Annotated in this window: 17 protein-coding genes and 1 pseudogene; 11 read left to right on the top strand and 7 right to left on the bottom strand. The window is 58.3% G+C overall.

The window, feature by feature from the left end:
- Positions 1-2: 2 nt before the first annotated feature.
- The 7 genes and pseudogenes from AC6I7A_RS07950 to AC6I7A_RS07920 form a co-directional block, all read right to left on the bottom strand.
- Positions 3-1709, bottom strand: a complete 1707-nt coding sequence (locus AC6I7A_RS07950; protein ID WP_058956607.1) for a nitrilase-related carbon-nitrogen hydrolase — start codon at positions 1707-1709, stop codon at positions 3-5.
- Positions 1709-3202 carry a purine-cytosine permease family protein gene (locus AC6I7A_RS07945; protein WP_009090700.1) on the bottom strand — a complete coding sequence of 498 codons (1494 nt, stop codon included), beginning with the start codon at positions 3200-3202 and terminating at the stop codon, positions 1709-1711. The genes AC6I7A_RS07950 and AC6I7A_RS07945 overlap by 1 nt, the downstream gene beginning before the upstream one ends.
- 320 nt (positions 3203-3522) lie before the next feature.
- The gene (locus tag AC6I7A_RS07940; protein ID WP_058956608.1) at positions 3523-4164 is read right to left on the bottom strand and encodes a response regulator; all 642 of its coding nucleotides are present in this window, start codon (positions 4162-4164) and stop codon (positions 3523-3525) included.
- Positions 4157-5257: a PAS domain-containing sensor histidine kinase gene (locus tag AC6I7A_RS07935; protein ID WP_230200821.1), complete on the bottom strand. Its 1101-nt coding sequence runs from the start codon at positions 5255-5257 to the stop codon at positions 4157-4159. Before AC6I7A_RS07935 ends, AC6I7A_RS07940 begins: the two co-directional genes overlap by 8 nt.
- A 33-nt stretch (positions 5258-5290) precedes the next feature.
- A pseudogene (locus AC6I7A_RS07930) lies at positions 5291-5635 on the bottom strand (PAS domain S-box protein); the annotation flags it as partial.
- Between the two features lie 126 nt (positions 5636-5761).
- Positions 5762-6307 carry an RNA polymerase sigma factor gene (locus AC6I7A_RS07925; RefSeq protein ID WP_058956610.1) on the bottom strand — a complete coding sequence of 182 codons (546 nt, stop codon included), beginning with the start codon at positions 6305-6307 and terminating at the stop codon, positions 5762-5764.
- A 34-nt stretch (positions 6308-6341) separates the two neighbouring features.
- The gene (locus tag AC6I7A_RS07920; RefSeq protein WP_140028432.1) at positions 6342-6599 is read right to left on the bottom strand and encodes a hypothetical protein; all 258 of its coding nucleotides are present in this window, start codon (positions 6597-6599) and stop codon (positions 6342-6344) included.
- On the opposite strand from AC6I7A_RS07920, the gene sctW reads away from it, so the two are divergent.
- Genes sctW through sctU form a run of 11 tightly spaced genes read left to right on the top strand, consistent with a single transcriptional unit; the run spans position 6582 to position 16936 of the window.
- Complete coding sequence (gene sctW, locus AC6I7A_RS07915) at positions 6582-7724, top strand: type III secretion system gatekeeper subunit SctW (RefSeq protein ID WP_058956611.1); 1143 nt, start codon at positions 6582-6584, stop codon at positions 7722-7724. The genes AC6I7A_RS07920 and sctW overlap by 18 nt on opposite strands.
- A gap of 10 nt (positions 7725-7734) precedes the next feature.
- Complete coding sequence (sctV, locus tag AC6I7A_RS07910; protein ID WP_058956612.1) at positions 7735-9858, top strand: type III secretion system export apparatus subunit SctV; 2124 nt, start codon at positions 7735-7737, stop codon at positions 9856-9858.
- A gap of 2 nt (positions 9859-9860) precedes the next feature.
- The gene (locus AC6I7A_RS07905) at positions 9861-10727 is read left to right on the top strand and encodes an FHA domain-containing protein (protein WP_058956613.1); all 867 of its coding nucleotides are present in this window, start codon (positions 9861-9863) and stop codon (positions 10725-10727) included.
- A complete protein-coding gene (gene sctN / locus AC6I7A_RS07900) occupies positions 10727-12085 on the top strand; it encodes a type III secretion system ATPase SctN (RefSeq protein WP_082668168.1) in 1359 nt (452 codons plus the stop codon). The genes AC6I7A_RS07905 and sctN overlap by 1 nt, the downstream gene beginning before the upstream one ends.
- The gene (locus AC6I7A_RS07895) at positions 12063-12527 is read left to right on the top strand and encodes a hypothetical protein (RefSeq protein ID WP_058956615.1); all 465 of its coding nucleotides are present in this window, start codon (positions 12063-12065) and stop codon (positions 12525-12527) included. Before sctN ends, AC6I7A_RS07895 begins: the two co-directional genes overlap by 23 nt.
- Complete coding sequence (locus tag AC6I7A_RS07890) at positions 12524-13072, top strand: type III secretion system HrpP C-terminal domain-containing protein (protein ID WP_140028428.1); 549 nt, start codon at positions 12524-12526, stop codon at positions 13070-13072. The genes AC6I7A_RS07895 and AC6I7A_RS07890 overlap by 4 nt, the downstream gene beginning before the upstream one ends.
- Complete coding sequence (locus AC6I7A_RS07885) at positions 13069-14112, top strand: FliM/FliN family flagellar motor switch protein (RefSeq protein ID WP_058956617.1); 1044 nt, start codon at positions 13069-13071, stop codon at positions 14110-14112. The genes AC6I7A_RS07890 and AC6I7A_RS07885 overlap by 4 nt, the downstream gene beginning before the upstream one ends.
- A gap of 5 nt (positions 14113-14117) precedes the next feature.
- Positions 14118-14771: a type III secretion system export apparatus subunit SctR gene (gene sctR / locus AC6I7A_RS07880; protein ID WP_058956618.1), complete on the top strand. Its 654-nt coding sequence runs from the start codon at positions 14118-14120 to the stop codon at positions 14769-14771.
- Positions 14772-14778: 7 nt separating this feature from the next.
- Complete coding sequence (gene sctS, locus AC6I7A_RS07875) at positions 14779-15039, top strand: type III secretion system export apparatus subunit SctS (protein ID WP_058956619.1); 261 nt, start codon at positions 14779-14781, stop codon at positions 15037-15039.
- On the top strand, positions 15039-15854 hold the full coding sequence (sctT, locus tag AC6I7A_RS07870) for a type III secretion system export apparatus subunit SctT (RefSeq protein ID WP_058956620.1): 816 nt from the start codon (positions 15039-15041) through the stop codon (positions 15852-15854). The genes sctS and sctT overlap by 1 nt, the downstream gene beginning before the upstream one ends.
- The gene (gene sctU, locus AC6I7A_RS07865; protein ID WP_058956621.1) at positions 15851-16936 is read left to right on the top strand and encodes a type III secretion system export apparatus subunit SctU; all 1086 of its coding nucleotides are present in this window, start codon (positions 15851-15853) and stop codon (positions 16934-16936) included. The genes sctT and sctU overlap by 4 nt, the downstream gene beginning before the upstream one ends.
- Positions 16937-16941 lie beyond the last annotated feature (5 nt).

Here is a 16941-nt window from a genome sequence, read left to right as displayed (position 1 = left end):
GCTCATTTCGGTGATTGAGCAATCAGCGCAGTGTAGAAATGCGGCTGACGCATCAGCACCAGGTCTTTACGCCTTACCACATGATCGGGGTAAGGATCGCCGGCTGATCCCGTGGAGATATCCAGCAGCGCCAGCCCCTTCGCACCAGTCGCTTTCGCTTCCCTGCGTGGAAAGGCAAAGGTATCCGGCCCGTATATCCCGCTCAGGCCAAAGCTTTCGCCTGCGGCGGCGGGCCAGTTGGCAAAAGCCAGCCAGACGTTATTCTCTCCCGCCCGAACGCGTGGCAGCAGCCAGTGGTAGGGATCGGCGCCGCGCGGGATCGGCCAGACATGCGGTATCGCCGTGCCCGCGTGCGCCATGGGTAGAGGTGAATGAAGCTGCGCCGGGCAGGCGATGATGTCGCAGCCTTCCAGCGCCAGAATGCGGGCCGCTTCCGGCACCAGCAGATCCTCACCCAGCAGAATACCGACGCGCCCGCAGGGCAGATCGCACGTCACCCACTGATCCCCTGCGCAGGCCCAGTGCCGATCCTGGTCGCTGAGGTGAATCTGGCGATAGTACGCGTTGACTCCCTCACTGCTCGCCAGCAGCGCGCTGTTGTAGCACTGCTCCCCTTCCCGCTCGGCGAACCCTGCAAGCAGCGCGATATCCAGCTCCATCGCCAGCGCGATCAGCGCCTGTACAGGCGCATCCTCCCGCGACAGCGCGCAATGGCTGCCGTCACCCCCGGTCAGCGCGCGCTCCGGCAGGATCAGCAGTTCCGCGCCCTCTGATTTTGCCTGTCCGGCCCAGTGCCGAATCTGTGCCAGATTGGCATTCACCTCGTCTTGCGGGCGAAACTGCGCCACCGCAATACGGGACGCTTTGCCGTCAGGCAGGGGATCACGCCCATATAAGCCAAAAAAGTCCGCCGGATTCCAGAGGAAAGTATTGGTCATCAGCCGCTGATAGAGCTCAGGCCGGCGCTTGTTCAGCTGTAGATTCTCCGCCGGAAGAGGTAACTCAGCGCTGAGTATCCGATCGCCGCTGTCGCAGCTGGCCAGCACATTTCCCTGGCTATCCACAATGCAGCTGCCGCCGCTGAACTGCACGCCCCGCTCCCATCCCCAGCGGTTACTTTCAATCAGCGCACAGCCATTCTCCCAGGCGCGCGTGAGCCAGTAAGGCGCAGGAGTGCGTTCAGCCAGCCAGTTACTGATGTGGCAGATAATCTGTGCGCCCCCCAGCGCAGCCAGCCGGGCAGTTTCAATGAAGTGAATATCCATACAGACCAGCAGCGCAATATTGCCGATCTCAGTCTGAAAGACCTGATGCCCGCCATCACCGTTAGCCGCCCATTTCGGTTCCGAAATATAGGGATGTGTTTTACGGTGGACGCCAATCACACCCTGCGGGCCGACCAGAATGGCGCTGTTATAGTAGAGGTCGGTTACCCTGTCCCGCTCCGGCATGCCAAAAACCAGAAAGCAGTTAAACTCACGCGCAATCGCAGCGAATGCCTGACTGGTGGGGCCATCCGCCGTTTCTGTGTAGGGGGCGACCTCCGCACGATCCTGCCAGCAGTAGCCGGTAGTGGCCATTTCCGGCATCACGATTAAGCGTGCGCCGTCACGTGCCGCCTGAGTGGCTAATGCCAGCAGCCGGGCGACGTTTTCCTCTTTTCTGAACTGCGTAGGTTCAAACTGAATGGTTGCAACGTTGATGCGCATTATTCCGCCTCCTTGCTCAGTAAGGGTTTAAACACCGGTTTTGGCCCCTGGTAAGCATCAGAGGGTTTCCAGCTGGTTTGCATATCTTCCGGGAAGGTTTTGAAGTAGTAGCTGCCGCGGGTCGCCACGCTGATAGCGACATGCAGCACAGGGCCAACCAGCATGGCAATAAATGAGGCGTACACCATCGGATAGAGGCCCAGCACGCCTGCCGCGCCTGTTGCCACCGCGACGCACAACGCAATGACGCCGGACGGATTCCACATCCGCAGATACGCTTTGCGATACTCCACGAAATCGGAAGGCGCAAGGTGCAGCACTTTGCGGCAGATAAAGTAATCCGCAAGGATAATAAAGACCCAGGTGTTGGTGAGAATGCCGGTAATGGAGAGGAACGTGCCGGTATACTGCAGGATATTGCAGATATAGAACAGCACGCCGAGCAACCAGACCAGCAGCATCCACCACTGACGTCCCGGGCGATAGTTAAACGCCATATCCATGGTGTTCGACAGGGCAATCGAACCTGAGTAGAGATTCAGGACGTTGATGCGGATCTGGGTAATCACTGCAAATAACACACCGGTCAGCCCCATAATCAGCGGGAAGACGAAGCCCGGATCGAGCGCCAGCGACCAGACATCCTCGCCCTGAATATGCGGCATCAGGGTGTAGGCCATAAAGGCACCAAACAGCATGACGACAACAATCGGGATCAGCATTCCCAGCATGATCGTTGCGGTGCCTTTATGCGTGATCCCCGGACGGGCAAAACGACCGTAGTCAGTGGCCATCAGTCCCTGAAAAACGATCTGCCCGTTGGCCATATTCATCACCAGCCACAGGGCGTTACTGTCCGCCTCTCCTTTCGGCTGCCAGCCGCTGAAGCTGACCGCCGGATAGTGGTGCGTTAACTGCCAGATACAGAAGCCAAACAGCACAATGAAAATGGGAACGCCCCAGGTTTGCAGGAACTGCATGGATGACATGCCCTTCCAGACAAACCAGATGGCGGCCAGCCCCATCAGCGCAAAGATAGCGATGCCGGTCAGGGAGTTGACCGGCACGCCCGCATAGTTGGCGATGGCGTGAGACACAATGGTGCCTTCAAACAGGAAATAGAAGATGAAGTTGACGGCGTAAATCAGCGAGGTGAAGGCGGAGCCCATATAGCCAAACCCCAGCCCGCGCGTCATCAGGTTGAGTGAGAGCCCCTCTTTACTCGCCATCTTCATAATGCACGAACCAATCAGGGTGGCGAACACCACCATATAACCGATCGGCAGCAGCAACATTGGCCAGCCGACCTGGTAGCTCATGTCTGCCCCGAGGCTGAACCAGAACATCGCGGTAGAGTTGCCCAGCAGCACCAGAATAATGGCCGGAATGGGCCAGCGATAGTGCGCTGGCACACGGCCCACCGCGTAATCCTCAACGGCCTCTGCTTCGGTAATATCCTGCGGCCCCTGAAACCATGCTTTTAACTTACTCATAGATTTGCTCCAAAAAAAAGCCCCGCTGGCAGCATTGCCGGCAGGGCTTCTTCGCCTGAAATCGATGTTGTGGAGTGGCTGCTCGCCACAGGCCGCTTACCAGGCTACGGTGCCTGTTCCTGCCCGGCAGGATGCGGTAACGATAAAGAAGCAATTAATGCGCCAACTGTTAAAAGCGGCGCATACAGGCGGTAGAGAGGCGGATGGCAGGCGGGAGACGCATAATGCCGGTGCAGCGCGCACCATGGTGATCCAGACGCAGCGGGCACGCTTTGACAGACAGCCACCGCCCGAAACGCATCTGGCGGTGGCTGACGACCTTACTGCACCAGGTTATGGCGCAGGGAATATTTCACGATGTGGGCGTTATTGGTAAATTTCATCCGCTTCATCATGCGTGACTTGTAGGTGCTGACGGTTTTATTACTGATGGAGAGCGCATCGGCGATCGCATTGATCGACTCCCCGTGGGCCAGCATGATCATAATCTGCCGCTCGCGCATCGTCAGACTCTCATGAGGTGCACGATTATTACTCTGGTAGTCGGAAAAGATAATCTCCTGCGCCAGATCGTGATCGATATAGCGTGATCCCTGCGCCACGGTGCGGATCGCTTTCAGTAAAACATCCGGCGACTTGTCTTTCGTGATATAGCCCAGCGCGCCATTGTTTAACACCCGCCGGGTAATCTGTGGCTCGTTGTACATGCTCAGTACCAGAATACGCAGCTGAGGATAGAGAGGCATCAGGCGCGTGATCAGATCTTCTCCGCTCATGCCCGGCATCGAAATATCCAGCAGCAGCAGATCGACCTCGTGCTGGCGCAGGCGTTCCAGCACCTGGCCGCTATCTGAGGCTTCGGCTGCCACTTCGATGTTGTCATCCAGCGCAAAAATCTGCTTCAGGCCCTCGCGCATAATGGCATGATCGTCGGCAATCATCAGACGTATGCATTTACTCATCGGTTAATACTCCCGGTTTTCGGACAGGATGGGCTGATTTAACACTTCCGGAGAGAGGAAACTTCAGTTTAACCCGGGTGCCTTTACCGGGTGTGCTGGTGATGGTCGCTTCTCCATTCAACATGCGTCCACGCTCCTCGATCCCGTGCAGCCCGCACGTTCCCTTCTTCACACGGTGCAGATGAAAGCCTCTCCCGTTATCGACCACTTCAATCAGCAGCGCATCCGGCGTCAGTTTAACGAAGATATAGACGTTGCTGGCCTGGGCATGACGGACGATATTGGTGAGAGATTCCTGAACCACGCGGAATGCCGCTGTCAGCGTCACCTCATCCAGCACCACGGTGTGTTCGTCAGGTGCCAGCAAAATGCAGCGGATGCCATTGTTTTTTATAAACTGATCCCGCAGCCACTCCAGCGCAGGAACCAGGCCCAGATTGAGAACATTGGGACGCAGGCGGGTCGAGACATCACGCACCACCTGGATAGTGCTGTCCAGATGCGCCATCAGCGCCTGAATTTTCGCCTCCTGCGCATCGACAGAGAGATCTTTACGCATCGCCAGCAGCGATAACCCCGTGCGCAGCGCGGTCAGCTGCTGGCCCAGCTCGTCATGAATATCACGCGCCAGCTGTTTCTTTTCCGCTTCCCGCGCCCGCTCCAGATTATGCGTCAGCAGCCTTAACTCCTCTTCGGTCTGGCGGATAGCGGTAATATCGCGCCCGACCGCCAGCACACTCATCAGCTCGCCGTGCAAATCATATTCCGGTACGCAGCGCACATGCAGGATGCGTTTCTCTCCCTTACGCCTGACCACCAGCTCATCTTCAGCCACTTTTTCATCCACCATGGTGCGTGAGACCAGCTTAAACAGGCTCAGCCCGATTCCCCCGCGCTGCACGCTTTCGGTCAGCGGCAGCCGGGTGATGTCGGTTTCGCTAAGGTTAAACCCGCTGCGGACCGCCAGGTTGGCGTAGAGGCAGCGGGTCTGCAAATCAAAACGTAAAATGAGGTCGGGAGAATTTTCCACGACCTGATGAAGCTGTTTTTCCCGCAGTTGCTGCTGCTCTTTTTGCCGACGGATTTCATCCATGTCGCGCACAATGCATAAGATATGTAATTCACCCTCCTGTTCATATCCGCTGCAACTGACCTCAACGGGAAAAACATGATGGCGACCAGTGTGATGTGACGTGAATTGTATGCCTTCCGGGCGGGTACTGAGTTTCCACCACAGGGCAAAAACATCATTGTCGCGCAGCTCCTTATCAATGACGTCAAAGCTGATTTGCGAAAATGTTTCGCGCGAATAGCCTGTCAACTGGCAGGCCTTGTCGTTGACATATTTGATACAGAGCTGACTGTCTATCAAATATATTGCATCATGAATTTTGTTTAAGGCGATATCTGATAAGCTGGTGATATTCGCCTCATGATTGTCATCCTGGTCAGATACACCCTGTAAAAGCATTATTCCCTCCGGAGATTTATCACGCCGCAGAGAATAAATTTCCAGCGGCATGACAGTCTTTACCCGCTAAATATTAACGAGCTGATAATTTTAGCAGTGAATCTGCCATTTTTCGTATTTGCCCGATCAGGCGTAAATTCTCCCCTTCAGCGTTTCCCGTGCCCGTGAAAGTCGGGATCGGACAGTGCCGACCGGGATATCTAACTGCTGCGCAATATCCTGATAGCTGCCCTCTTCCTCAACCAGGATAGAGAGCATAACCCTGACATCTTTCGATAAAATTTCAAGAGAGGCCAGCGTATGGCTGAGTAACTGCCGGTTTTCCGTCAGATCGCTGGGGTCATTATCCAGCAACAGATCGGCGGTGATTTCATCATTAAGGTGATCAAACAGATAGTGGATCTGTTTCGCTTTGTAATAGTTACGAATCAGATTTACCGCAATACCAAACACCCAGGTCTCCGGGCGGGATGCGCCACGGAACTTATGCCGGTTACATAACACTTCAAGACAGGTCATTTGCAGGATGTCATCGGCATCTTCATGGCTGGCAATACGTTTCCGGATGAAGTTTAACAGCTTCTTATTATGCGTAACGAAGATCTCATCCCAGTTGACGTTAATTGCAAAGGGTGACTCTGCAGCAGCGGATACGAGCGTTGAATTGATCATCTTTTCTCTCTCTGAGTGGTAGCCAGTGATTACGCTACTCAGCAAGAGATATGCCATCCGCTGCCCTCTTAATAACTCCCTGTTTGTGAAAACAATTAATTTTTAATACAGATTTTTCTGAGAAATTTTTTTCCTTACCGCTGGCTGATTGATGCAAAAAATTGCACTGATTTCCCGGCGAAATTATTTTCACTTTTTTTTGCTGCTTTTTTTCGGAACCGATATGCGTGCTTTGACACAGAAAGAGAGTAATGACCACTGAGGATGGCTGGCGATGCTCAAAATACAACATGCGATTCCGGCACTGGCGCACTCGCTAAAAGCCCTGCATAAAAACACGCCACAGACCGTGGTTAAAAATAGCGTGCCGGATAATGTCCGCGTGCGGGAAACGTCTTTGAATGACGCGATGGAAGAAATTGGCGCCGCGTTCAGTGAAAAGATGGAGCGTAAACAAAAGGCGCAGGAGCGCCGCAATGCCTCACGTCACCTGCAGCGTGGCAGACACGCGATTAGCAAGGTCGGCGAGCTGAACGCGCTATTTTCCCTGCTTGATGGCGATGATGAACAGCAGACATCAGATCAGATGGCGTGGCTGCGCAGCGCGCTGCGCCAGACTCCGCCGCCGGATAGCGACACCGTGCTGGAAAAAAGCGGCGGCGATCCGGCACGCACCGCGCTGCTGCTGCGCATGCTGGGCGAACAGGCACAGGATGAAGGCGACAGAGAACTGGCCACGCAGGCCGGAGCACAGCTGGAAAGCCTGCAGAAAAGCCACGGTCAGACCATTCGGGCTGGCAACAACACGGCATCAGCCATCGCCGGCTATACCCGTGACCCGCAGCGAAAACAGTCGCTGCGCGACCTTTATTACGACGGCATCGTCCACCAGCAGTCTGCCACCATGATGCTGGATATGCTGCTGGAGAGGATGGGCTCGCGTCATCTCCAGCCGACGCTGCGCACCCTGCAGCGCGCGCTGGCGGATGATATCGCCGCCCTTGCCCCCTCCATCAGCGTGACGGCCCTTTGCCGAATCCACCGCAGCCTCCGCGATGCCGCCGGGATAAGCCAGACGCTGAGCGACAGCCAGCTCTTTCTGCAGCGCATGCGGAGCAGAGTGCCCGACGTTGCCATGAACAGCCTGACGCTGGCCCGGCGTATGTTGCAAATCAGCCATAACGGCGCCTGGCAGAGTGATTTTAACGGTCTGGCAGAGGAGATTGTCGGCCAGGAGACACACCATCGACCGCTCTTTTTCAGTTCGCTGTTTCCGCTGCTGTACGGTGTGCCTCCCTCACTGTGGCACGAGCGGGAAAACCGTGACAACGCGCTAAAACTGCTGCGCAGCATCATTACGGACGTCAACAAAACAGAGCAGCAGCAGCAACGCCGCAACCGGACCGCGGCGTCGTGAGGCCATAACGATGAATACCCTGTTTCAGATACTGAATCGCATCGCAATCAGCGCCATGCAACGCTCCGAAGTCGTGGGGGCGGCATTTGCTATGGCGCTGGTGTTTATGCTCATCATACCGCTACCGCTGCCTTTAATTGATGCGCTGATAGCGCTCAATATCTGTCTCTCCTCCCTGCTGGTCGTACTGGCCATGTATCTGCCAAAGCCGCTGGCGTTCTCAACCTTTCCCGCCGTGCTGCTGCTGACCACCATGTTTCGACTGGCGCTCTCTATCTCGACGACCCGCCAGATCCTGATCCAGCAGGATGCCGGTCATGTGGTGGCCGCCTTCGGTAATTTTGTGGTGGGTGGCAACCTGGCGGTAGGGATGGTGATGTTCCTGATCCTGACCGTGGTCAACTTCCTGGTGATCACGAAAGGTTCCGAACGGGTGGCCGAAGTGGCGGCGCGGTTTACCCTGGATGCAATGCCCGGTAAGCAGATGTCTATCGACAGCGATCTGCGCGCCGGCCTGATTGATGTGGTGCAGGCAAAAAACCGGCGCAGTGAGCTGGCTAAAGAGAGCCAGTTGTTCGGAGCAATGGATGGCGCAATGAAGTTTGTTAAGGGTGATGCCATTGCCGGGCTGGTGATTGTGGTGATCAACCTGATTGGTGGCATCAGCATTGGTGTGCTGCAACTGGGTATGCCTGCCGGTGAAGCGATGCATATCTACTCGATTCTGACCATTGGTGACGGACTGATCGCGCAGATCCCGGCGCTGTTAATTTCGCTGACCGCCGGGATGCTGATCACGCGCGTCTCCTCAGACGATGAACAGACGGTCGATCATAATATCGGCCGCGAGATTGCCGAGCAGCTGACCAGCCAGCCAAAAGCGTGGCTGCTCTCCTCAATGGGGATGGTGGGCTTTGCCCTGCTGCCCGGTATGCCCACGGCGATCTTTTTAGTACTGGCCGCGCTGACGATGATTAGCGGTGGTTTTCAGATCTGGCGTGTCAGAAAAACCCTGAATCTGGCGCAGCCACAAATGGAAAATGAGGTCATTCCGCCTGAGCTGAACGGCAGGGAAGATCTGCGTCAGTTCAATCCCACGCGACCTTATCTGATCAACTTCTCCTCCTCATGGCGGGGCCATCCGGAGATGCTGGAGCTGGTGCAGGATATTCGCCGCCTGCGTAACCGCATCGTTTACCACTTCGGCTTTACCCTGCCCGCCTTCGATATCGAGTTTCTCGACCAGCAGGCGGAAGATGAGTTTCGTTTCTCGGTGTATGAGATCCCGAAAGTAAAAGGCACCTTTACCGTGTCGCACCGGGCGGTGAAGCGCAGCTGGCTGGACACGTTAGCCGCTGCCGACAGGGAGAGCGTGACAGAGGGTGATGAGCAGCGTCGGGAGGACGACATTATCTGGCTGACGGCAGATCATCCGCTGCTGCAAAACGAAGAGGTCGAACAGTGGTCGGCACGCGAAATCCTGGTCAGGCGCATGGAGAACGCGATTCATGCCAGCAGCCCCCATTTTATTGGTCTGCAGGAAACCCGCGCACTGGTGAGCTGGCTGGAATCGGAGCAGCCGGAGCTCGCCCAGGAGTTACAGCGCGTGATGCCCCTCTCACGTTTCTCCGGTGTCCTGCAAAAACTGGTTGCCGAACGGATTCCGCTGCGATCCGTCCGCGCGATAGCCGAAGCCCTGATCGAACATGGACAGCATGAGCGCGACATCTGGCTGCTGACCGATCAGGTGCGTATCTCGTTAAAAAATCATCTCTGTTACCAGTATGCCCGGCCGGACGGCCTGCATGTCTGGCTGCTGACACCGGAACTGGAAGAACAGTTACGCGACTCGCTGCGTCAGACGCAAAACGACCTGTTCTTTGCGCTAACCCATGAGCAGATCAGCGCCATTCTCCCGCTCATCGCCAGCGCCTTCCCGGTTGACACGCCGGAAAGCGCCGTGCTGCTGGTCGCGCAGGATTTGCGCAGCCCGCTGCGCGGGCTTATCCAGGAAGAGTTCCACTATGTGCCGGTGCTCTCGTTTGCAGAGTTGCAACCTCATCTCGCCGTCAATGTGCTGGGGCGTATCGCGCCGGATCCGGCCGCTTATTCACTGAACTCGTGGGAGAATTAATCATGTTCGAGCTGCGCGTGCTGTCTGGCCTGCATTTAGGCGCCGCGTTACCCCTCTTCGGCGAGAGCTGGCTGATTGGCCACGCCGAAGAGGCCGATCTTATGCTTAGCGATGCGCACGTGGCTGCCCGTCACTGCCAGTTGCGCCGGACCGGGACTGGATGGCAGATTCAGCCGGACGGCGGCGAAGCATCGGGTATCAACCCTGAAGAAGCGTTTCAGATCGCTGACGTCTGGCTCTGCGTTGCGCGCACAGAGACACCGTGGGCCGCCTGTATGCCTCCTGCGTCGCCACCCCAGCCCGACGAACCGGCTGCCGCGACACCTGAGCACGTCCCCCCTGCTGCTGCACGCAAAGGGATATTCCCCCGCACGCTTCGCACGCTGGCCTGGAGCCTGATGCTGCTGCTCACCCTGACGGTCATGAGCTGGGTTTTGCAGCCTACCGTTGCCCAGACCCAGGTTACCGCCCCCCGGTCACAGCACACCCACGCCGCGATGCAGGCCCCGTTACAGAAAATGTTGCGTGAACGCGATCTGGCACGCGTCGTGAAGCTGGATATGCACAACCAGCGCCTGCGTCTGCGAGGGCACCTCACTCAGTCACAGATGCAAATCTTTAACCGGATGCTCGCGCGCTTTAACGCCACCTACTCCAGCGAGACTCCGCTGAATAATCAGGTCCGGCTGCTGAAGGTCAGGCTGCCATTTCGTATTGTGCAGATCACCACCGGAAGCCGCGCCAATATCGTCACCGATGAGGGACAGCGTCTGTTTGTCGGCGATGAAGTGGACAACCTGAGGCTGGTCGCGATAACCCCTGACCAGATCGAGTTTAACGGTCGCGAAAACATCAAGGTGAGCTGGTAATGACAGTGGCGCTGGAACAGTGGTATCAACAGCAGCGGCAGCGGATTGCCCGCTTTTCGCCGGTCGAAAGCTTTGGCCGTATCACCGGGATTAACGGGATTTTGCTGGAAAGCAGCCTGCCTCAGGCGCGGATAGGCGACCTCTGCCAGATCGTCAGGGATGACGGCCAGAGGGTGCTGGCAGAGGTGGTCGGCTTCAACCCGCAGCACACGCTGCTCTCAGCCCTCGGCCAGCTCGACGGCATTGCCCGGGGGGCGCGCGTGATTCCGCTGCGTCTGCCGCACAGCATTGTGGTGTCGGAAGCCCTGCTCGGCAGCGTGCTGGACGGCTTTGGCCGCCCTCTGGATCCCGACCAGCACGGCGCATTCGCCCTGCCAGGTACCGCAGAAAATGCCGTGAGCGTGCTGGGTGATGCCCCGGCTCCCACCGATCGTCCGCGCATTGCGACGCCGCTCCCAACCGGCATTCGCGCAATTGATGGTCCGCTGACCCTCGGCGTGGGACAGCGCGTAGGGATCTTCGCCGGCGCGGGCTGTGGGAAAACCACCCTGCTGGCGGAGATCGCCCGTAATACGCCCTGCGATGTCATCGTTTTTGGCCTGATCGGGGAACGTGGACGTGAACTGCGCGAGTTTCTCGACCATGAACTGGATGAGGCGCTGCGCAGCCGGACGGTGCTCATCTGCGCCACATCCGATCGCAGCAGTATGGAGCGCGCCAGGGCGGCGTTCACCGCCACGGCTATCGCTGAAGCCTGGCGCGACAAGGGCAAGCGCGTGCTATTGATTCTCGACTCCCTGACCCGCTTTGCCCGCGCCCAGCGTGAAATCGGTCTCGCACTGGGCGAGCCGCCGGGCCGCGGCGGCCTGCCTCCTTCAGTTTATACCTTGCTGCCTACCCTGCTGGAGCGCGCCGGGCAGACCTCACGCGGGTCGATTACCGCTCTCTATTCCGTGCTGATTGAAGCCGACTCGATGAACGACCCGGTCGCGGACGAAGTGCGATCCCTGATTGATGGCCACATTGTGCTGACCCGTCGTCTGGCGGAGCGCGGTCACTACCCGGCTATCGATGTACTGGCCAGCCTGAGCCGCACCATGAGCAACGTCGCGACGCGCGAGCATCTGCACGCCGCCACGCAGCTGCGCCGCATGATGTCCGCCTGGCAGCAGGTCGAAATGTTAATCCGCCTGGGGGAATACCAGCCGGGCCATGATGAGATGACGGATGCGGCAGTCACGGCGCAGACGGCAATTAATCACTATCTGCAACAGGTGATGCACGCGCCCTGTGACTATGACACCACACTGCACCACTTATCGGAGGTAAGCCAGCATGCGCCATCATCCGCTGCCTGATCACGACACACTCCCTGATGAGACAAACAGAGAGCTGGAGCAGGCCTTTTCTCTGCTGCTGCCGATTCGCCGCCAGCGCTTACGCCGCTGTGAACGGTTGCAACGGCAGGCGGAGCAGGTGCTGCGCGAAACAGAATGTCAGGCCGCCGAAGCGGAAAGCCAGCTCGACGCCGCCCGGCAGCATTATCAGCAGCTGCGCGAAAGCTTTGCCGGACGCCACCAGTCGGGGCTGCAGAAGCAGGAGCGTCTGGTCGGCGGCCTGGCCAGAGAGCGCGAGGCCAGCGAGGCGGTAAACGGGCAACGCACTCAGCTGCAACAGTGCCGCACAGAGCAGGTGACGCAGCAGCAGCAGGTGCAGCACGCACAGCAGCAGACACAGGCACGTCTGCGTGATGTGGAAAAGCTGGAATATCTGATGGCGCACAGCGAGGCATTACGATGACAGCCTTACCCCACCCGCCGCAAAAGCATTCGGCAACGCCTGCCCGTCCGGAGGTGTCGCGCCGTATGCCGCAAAGCGGCTCTTCAGAAGCGACGGCATCCGGCCGGCCTTCCCGCGCCGAACCGTTTCGCGAAGCGCGCGCTGAGTTTGACGCGCTGCTGCTCACCCCTGGCGAAACGCCGCCACTGCCACAACCGCTGATCCTGCCGTGGGAAGGCCCCTGCTCTTCCGGTCCGTCGTTATCCCCGGATGAAGCCCCTGCCGCCTCGCCGGTCAGGGCCTGGCAACAGCTGGAGCCGCCTCTGTGCGGCATGGTGGAAAAGCAGCCTGCCGGACCGGTCGCCATGACGCTGCTGCTGCCGCTGCTGGGCGAAGTGGATGCCCGCCTGACGCCTTTTGCGGCGGGCTGGGATATCAGCCTGCGCTTTGCGCCCCCCGCCATGAACATGATGGCAGCCCATCAGGAGCGCTGCCGGGCCTCGCTGCGCCGCCGGATGGCCTGTGCTGTACGCCTGCGCTTTGAACAGCGCGGAGGCCAGGAATGACGCCCCTGATCCTGCGCACCTTGCCGCGCGAGGAAGCCAGCCTGCGCCAGCGTATCGGCCACGGTCTTCGCTTTGCGTTCACCCTGGCAGGCGACGCGGGTGAGCTTCAGCTTCGGCTTGCCGACGCCGCCGGGCGGCCACCGACACACCACTTCTTCTGCCGGGCGGGAGAGTTATCCCTGACAGGAAGCGAAGCGCTGCTGAGTCTCTTGTCCACCTGCCCGCTGATGCCCGATGCCGGGGCGTGCGCGGAGTGGTACTGGCCGCTCTTTAACCAGCATCTCAGCCCGGCGCTGCGCGCGCTGTTTGGCGACCTGACGCCGCATGACACGGCCTGCCCTCCGGTCGGAGGGATGTGGCTGACGCTGAGCGTCACGCTCAGCGAGGCGCAGGCGCACAGTCAGCTCTGTCTTACGCCCGCTACGCTCGCGGCGTTGTTAAACCAGCCCGGCTGGGCGCCGCTGCCTGCGCCCCCCTGCAGCGATTTGCCGTTATCGCTGCCGCTGACACTGGGTGCGCTCTCGTTTACCCCCTCGCAGTTACGCACACTTCGCCCCGGTGATGTGGTTTTCCCTGCTACCCCCTGTTTTTTCCCGACTGGTCGCGGCGAGCTTCGCCTTGCACAGTTACACCTTGAGGGCGAATTGCTGTTCGGGGAGGGGCATCCTGCCCGTTTTCTTATTACCCGTCTGGAGAATACCTACATGAATGTGACCCCCGAAGAGAATATGCCTGCCGATACCCCCCAGCCGGAGGGTGAGCTGACGGAAACCACGACGTCCTTGGCATCGCCTTTTGATGCGCTGCCGCTGGCTTTAACCGTGCGCTGTGGCCATCTCAGACTGACGCTGGGTGAGCTGAATCGTCTGGATGTCGGCTCGACGGTCACGGTCGAGAATGTGGTGCCCGGCGAAGCGCTGCTGTGTCACGGCGAGTTTCCGCTGGCGAAAGGCGAACTGGTGGATGTCGAAGGACGGCTGGGACTACAGATTACCCATATGCTGCCGGGCGTGGCGAGCGTCGGGGATGTAAACAGATGATGCCGATGGAGATGGGGCCGCTGAACCCGATTATGCTGGCGCTGTTTCTCGGCGCGCTGGCGCTGCTGCCGATGATGCTCATCATCTGTACCAGCTTTTTAAAAATTACCATGGTGCTGCAATTAACGCGCAACGCCATGGGCGTGCAGCAGGTGCCGCCGACGATGGCCCTGAACGGCATCGCGCTGGCCGCCACGCTGTTTATTATGGCCCCGGTGTTCAGCGAGATGACCGACCGGCTGAAAGCGATGCCCGTCGATTTCAGCAGTATGGAGCGGCTCGACGATACCGCCGCTAACGGTATCGAACCGCTCAAAACCTTTATGCGCAAAAACAGCGACCCGGACATCGTTATCCATCTGCAGGAAAATGCCCAGCGTATGTGGCCTGAGAAGATGGCGAAAACGGTCACCCCGGACAATATGCTGCTGATAATCCCGGCCTTTGTGCTGTCGGAGCTGCAGAACGGTTTCAAAATCGGCTTTCTGATCTTTATTCCTTTTATTGTCGTGGACCTGATTGTCTCCAATATCCTGCTGGCGCTCGGGATGCAGATGGTGTCGCCGATGACTGTTTCGCTGCCCCTGAAAATCCTGCTCTTTGTGCTGATCAGCGGCTGGACACGGCTGCTCGACGGGCTGTTCTACAGCTATTTATGAGGTTTTTATGGATATTCTGTCGCTGTTTCGCCAGGGATTACTGCTGGTGGTGATCCTCTCCGCGCCGCCGCTGCTGGTTGCGGTCATCGCCGGGGTGATTATTTCACTGGTGCAGGCCGCGATGCAGTTGCAGGATCAGACCCTGCCGTTCTGCATCAAGCTGGTCGCCGTCGGCCTGACGCTGGCGCTCACCGGTCGCTGGGTCGGTGTTGAGCTGATGGAGCTGGCGCAGGCTGCGTTTGCGATGATGTCAACGGTCAGTGCCTGATGCTGACAGGTTACCCCCTCACTGATACCTTTCACGCGATCCTCGCGCTGGGACTCGGCATGGCGCGTATCTTTCCCTGCCTCCTGCTGACGCCGATATTCTCCTTCAGCGTGATTAAAGGGGGACTCCGCACCGCCATTGCCGTGGCACTGGCGCTGTTTATTGCGCCGGGCATCAAAGAACAGATTGATGCGCTTGAGCCGTCGATGCTGCTGCTGGCCGGCCTGGTTCTCAAAGAGTTACTGATAGGCATCCTGCTCGGCTTGTTGCTGGCGTTACCTTTCTGGCTCTATGAGTCTGTCGGGGCGTTGTTCGATAACCAGCGTGGCGCGTTAATGGGGGGGCAAATCAACCCGCAGCTGGGGCCGGATGTGACGCCGCTGGGGAAACTGATGCAGCAGCTGCTGATACTGCTGCTGGTCACCGGCCTGGGATTATCGACCATCACGCAGGTGATCTGGGACAGCTATCATCTCTGGTCCGCCACACAGTGGATCCCTTTTCCTGGCGAGGCGGGGTTTCACGTCTGGCTTACGCGGGTGGGAAAACTCTTCAGCGATATGGTGCTCTACGCCGGACCGCCGGTGGCGCTGATGCTGCTGCTCGATTTTGCCATCGGTGTGATGAGCCTCTATAGCCCGCAGCTTCAGGCGACGGCCCTGACCATTCCGCTGAAATGCCTGCTTGGCATGCTGTTTTTTATCCTCTATCTGCCGCTGCTGGATCATCTGGGTCATGCGCGACTGTATGAACTGCGCGATCTCATCCCTCTCCTGTCACGGATCGTTGCCCCTGCAGCCGGAGGGACGCCATGAGCGAAAAAACCGAAGACGCTACTCCCCAGAAACTCCGGGAGTCGCGTAAAAAAGGCCAGGTCAGCCAGAGCCAGGATATCCCTAAGCTGCTGATCTCAATTGGCATCCTTGAAACCCTGTTTGCTATGGTGGAGAGCGGGATGCAGCGGATGCAGGCGATGATGCTGCTGCCACTCTCCCGCCTGCGCGACCCGTTCGATCATGCGATGGAGGAGGTGATCGGGGAAAGTGTCACCGTTCTGCTGGTGCTGGTGGGGATCGCGTGCGCCATCGCCATCCTGCTGCGGGTGGTGGGTGGCTGGCTGCAGTTCGGCCCACTCTTTTCCACCGACGCGCTGACGCCGAAGCTGGATGCACTGAATCCGGTTAATCATCTGAAGACGCTCTTTTCCGCCCGTCAGTTTACCCAGCTTTTAACCAGCATCCTGAAAGCCGTCGTGATAGGCCTGGTAGTCTGGCAGGCGATCATGCCTGACCTCGGCAGCCTGGCTCAGCTGGCCCTTGGCGACCTCAACGGCTTCTGGCAGGGGGTGATGGCGCTGTTTATGAAAGTGTCGCGTCGGGTACTGATGGTCATGCTGATTATCAGCCTGTTCGATTTTGGTATTCAGCGCTATTTCTTTCTGAAGCAGCAGCGCATGAGCCATGAAGATATCAAAAACGAGTTTAAGCAGAGCGAAGGCGATCCGCATATGAAAGGCCACCGTCGCCAGGTGGCGCAGGCGATCCTGAATGAAGAGCCGGTGCCTGCCCGCGAGGTGAATGTGGAAGAGGCGGATGTGTTGCTGGTTAACCCGACCCATTTTGCCGTCGGCCTCTATTACCGGCCGGATGAGACGCCGCTGCCCCGTCTGCTGTTCAAAGCGTGTGATGAAGAGGCGCGCGCATTAATTGAAGAGGCGCAGCGCAAAAAGAGACCGGTGATCCGCTTTATCTGGCTGACACGCACCCTGTGGCGCACCACCCGCGAAGGCGCCTATGTTCCCCGCGAAACGTTAAATGCCGTCGCCCACGTCTACCGTCTGCTGCGGGAGCTGGAAGATCACTACCTGGATGAGGTGATTGAGATTCGGGAAGAGTGATGCGG

The sequence above is a fragment of the Type-F symbiont of Plautia stali genome, from assembly GCF_059731105.1.
This window is presented reverse-complemented; position numbering and strand designations above follow the sequence as displayed.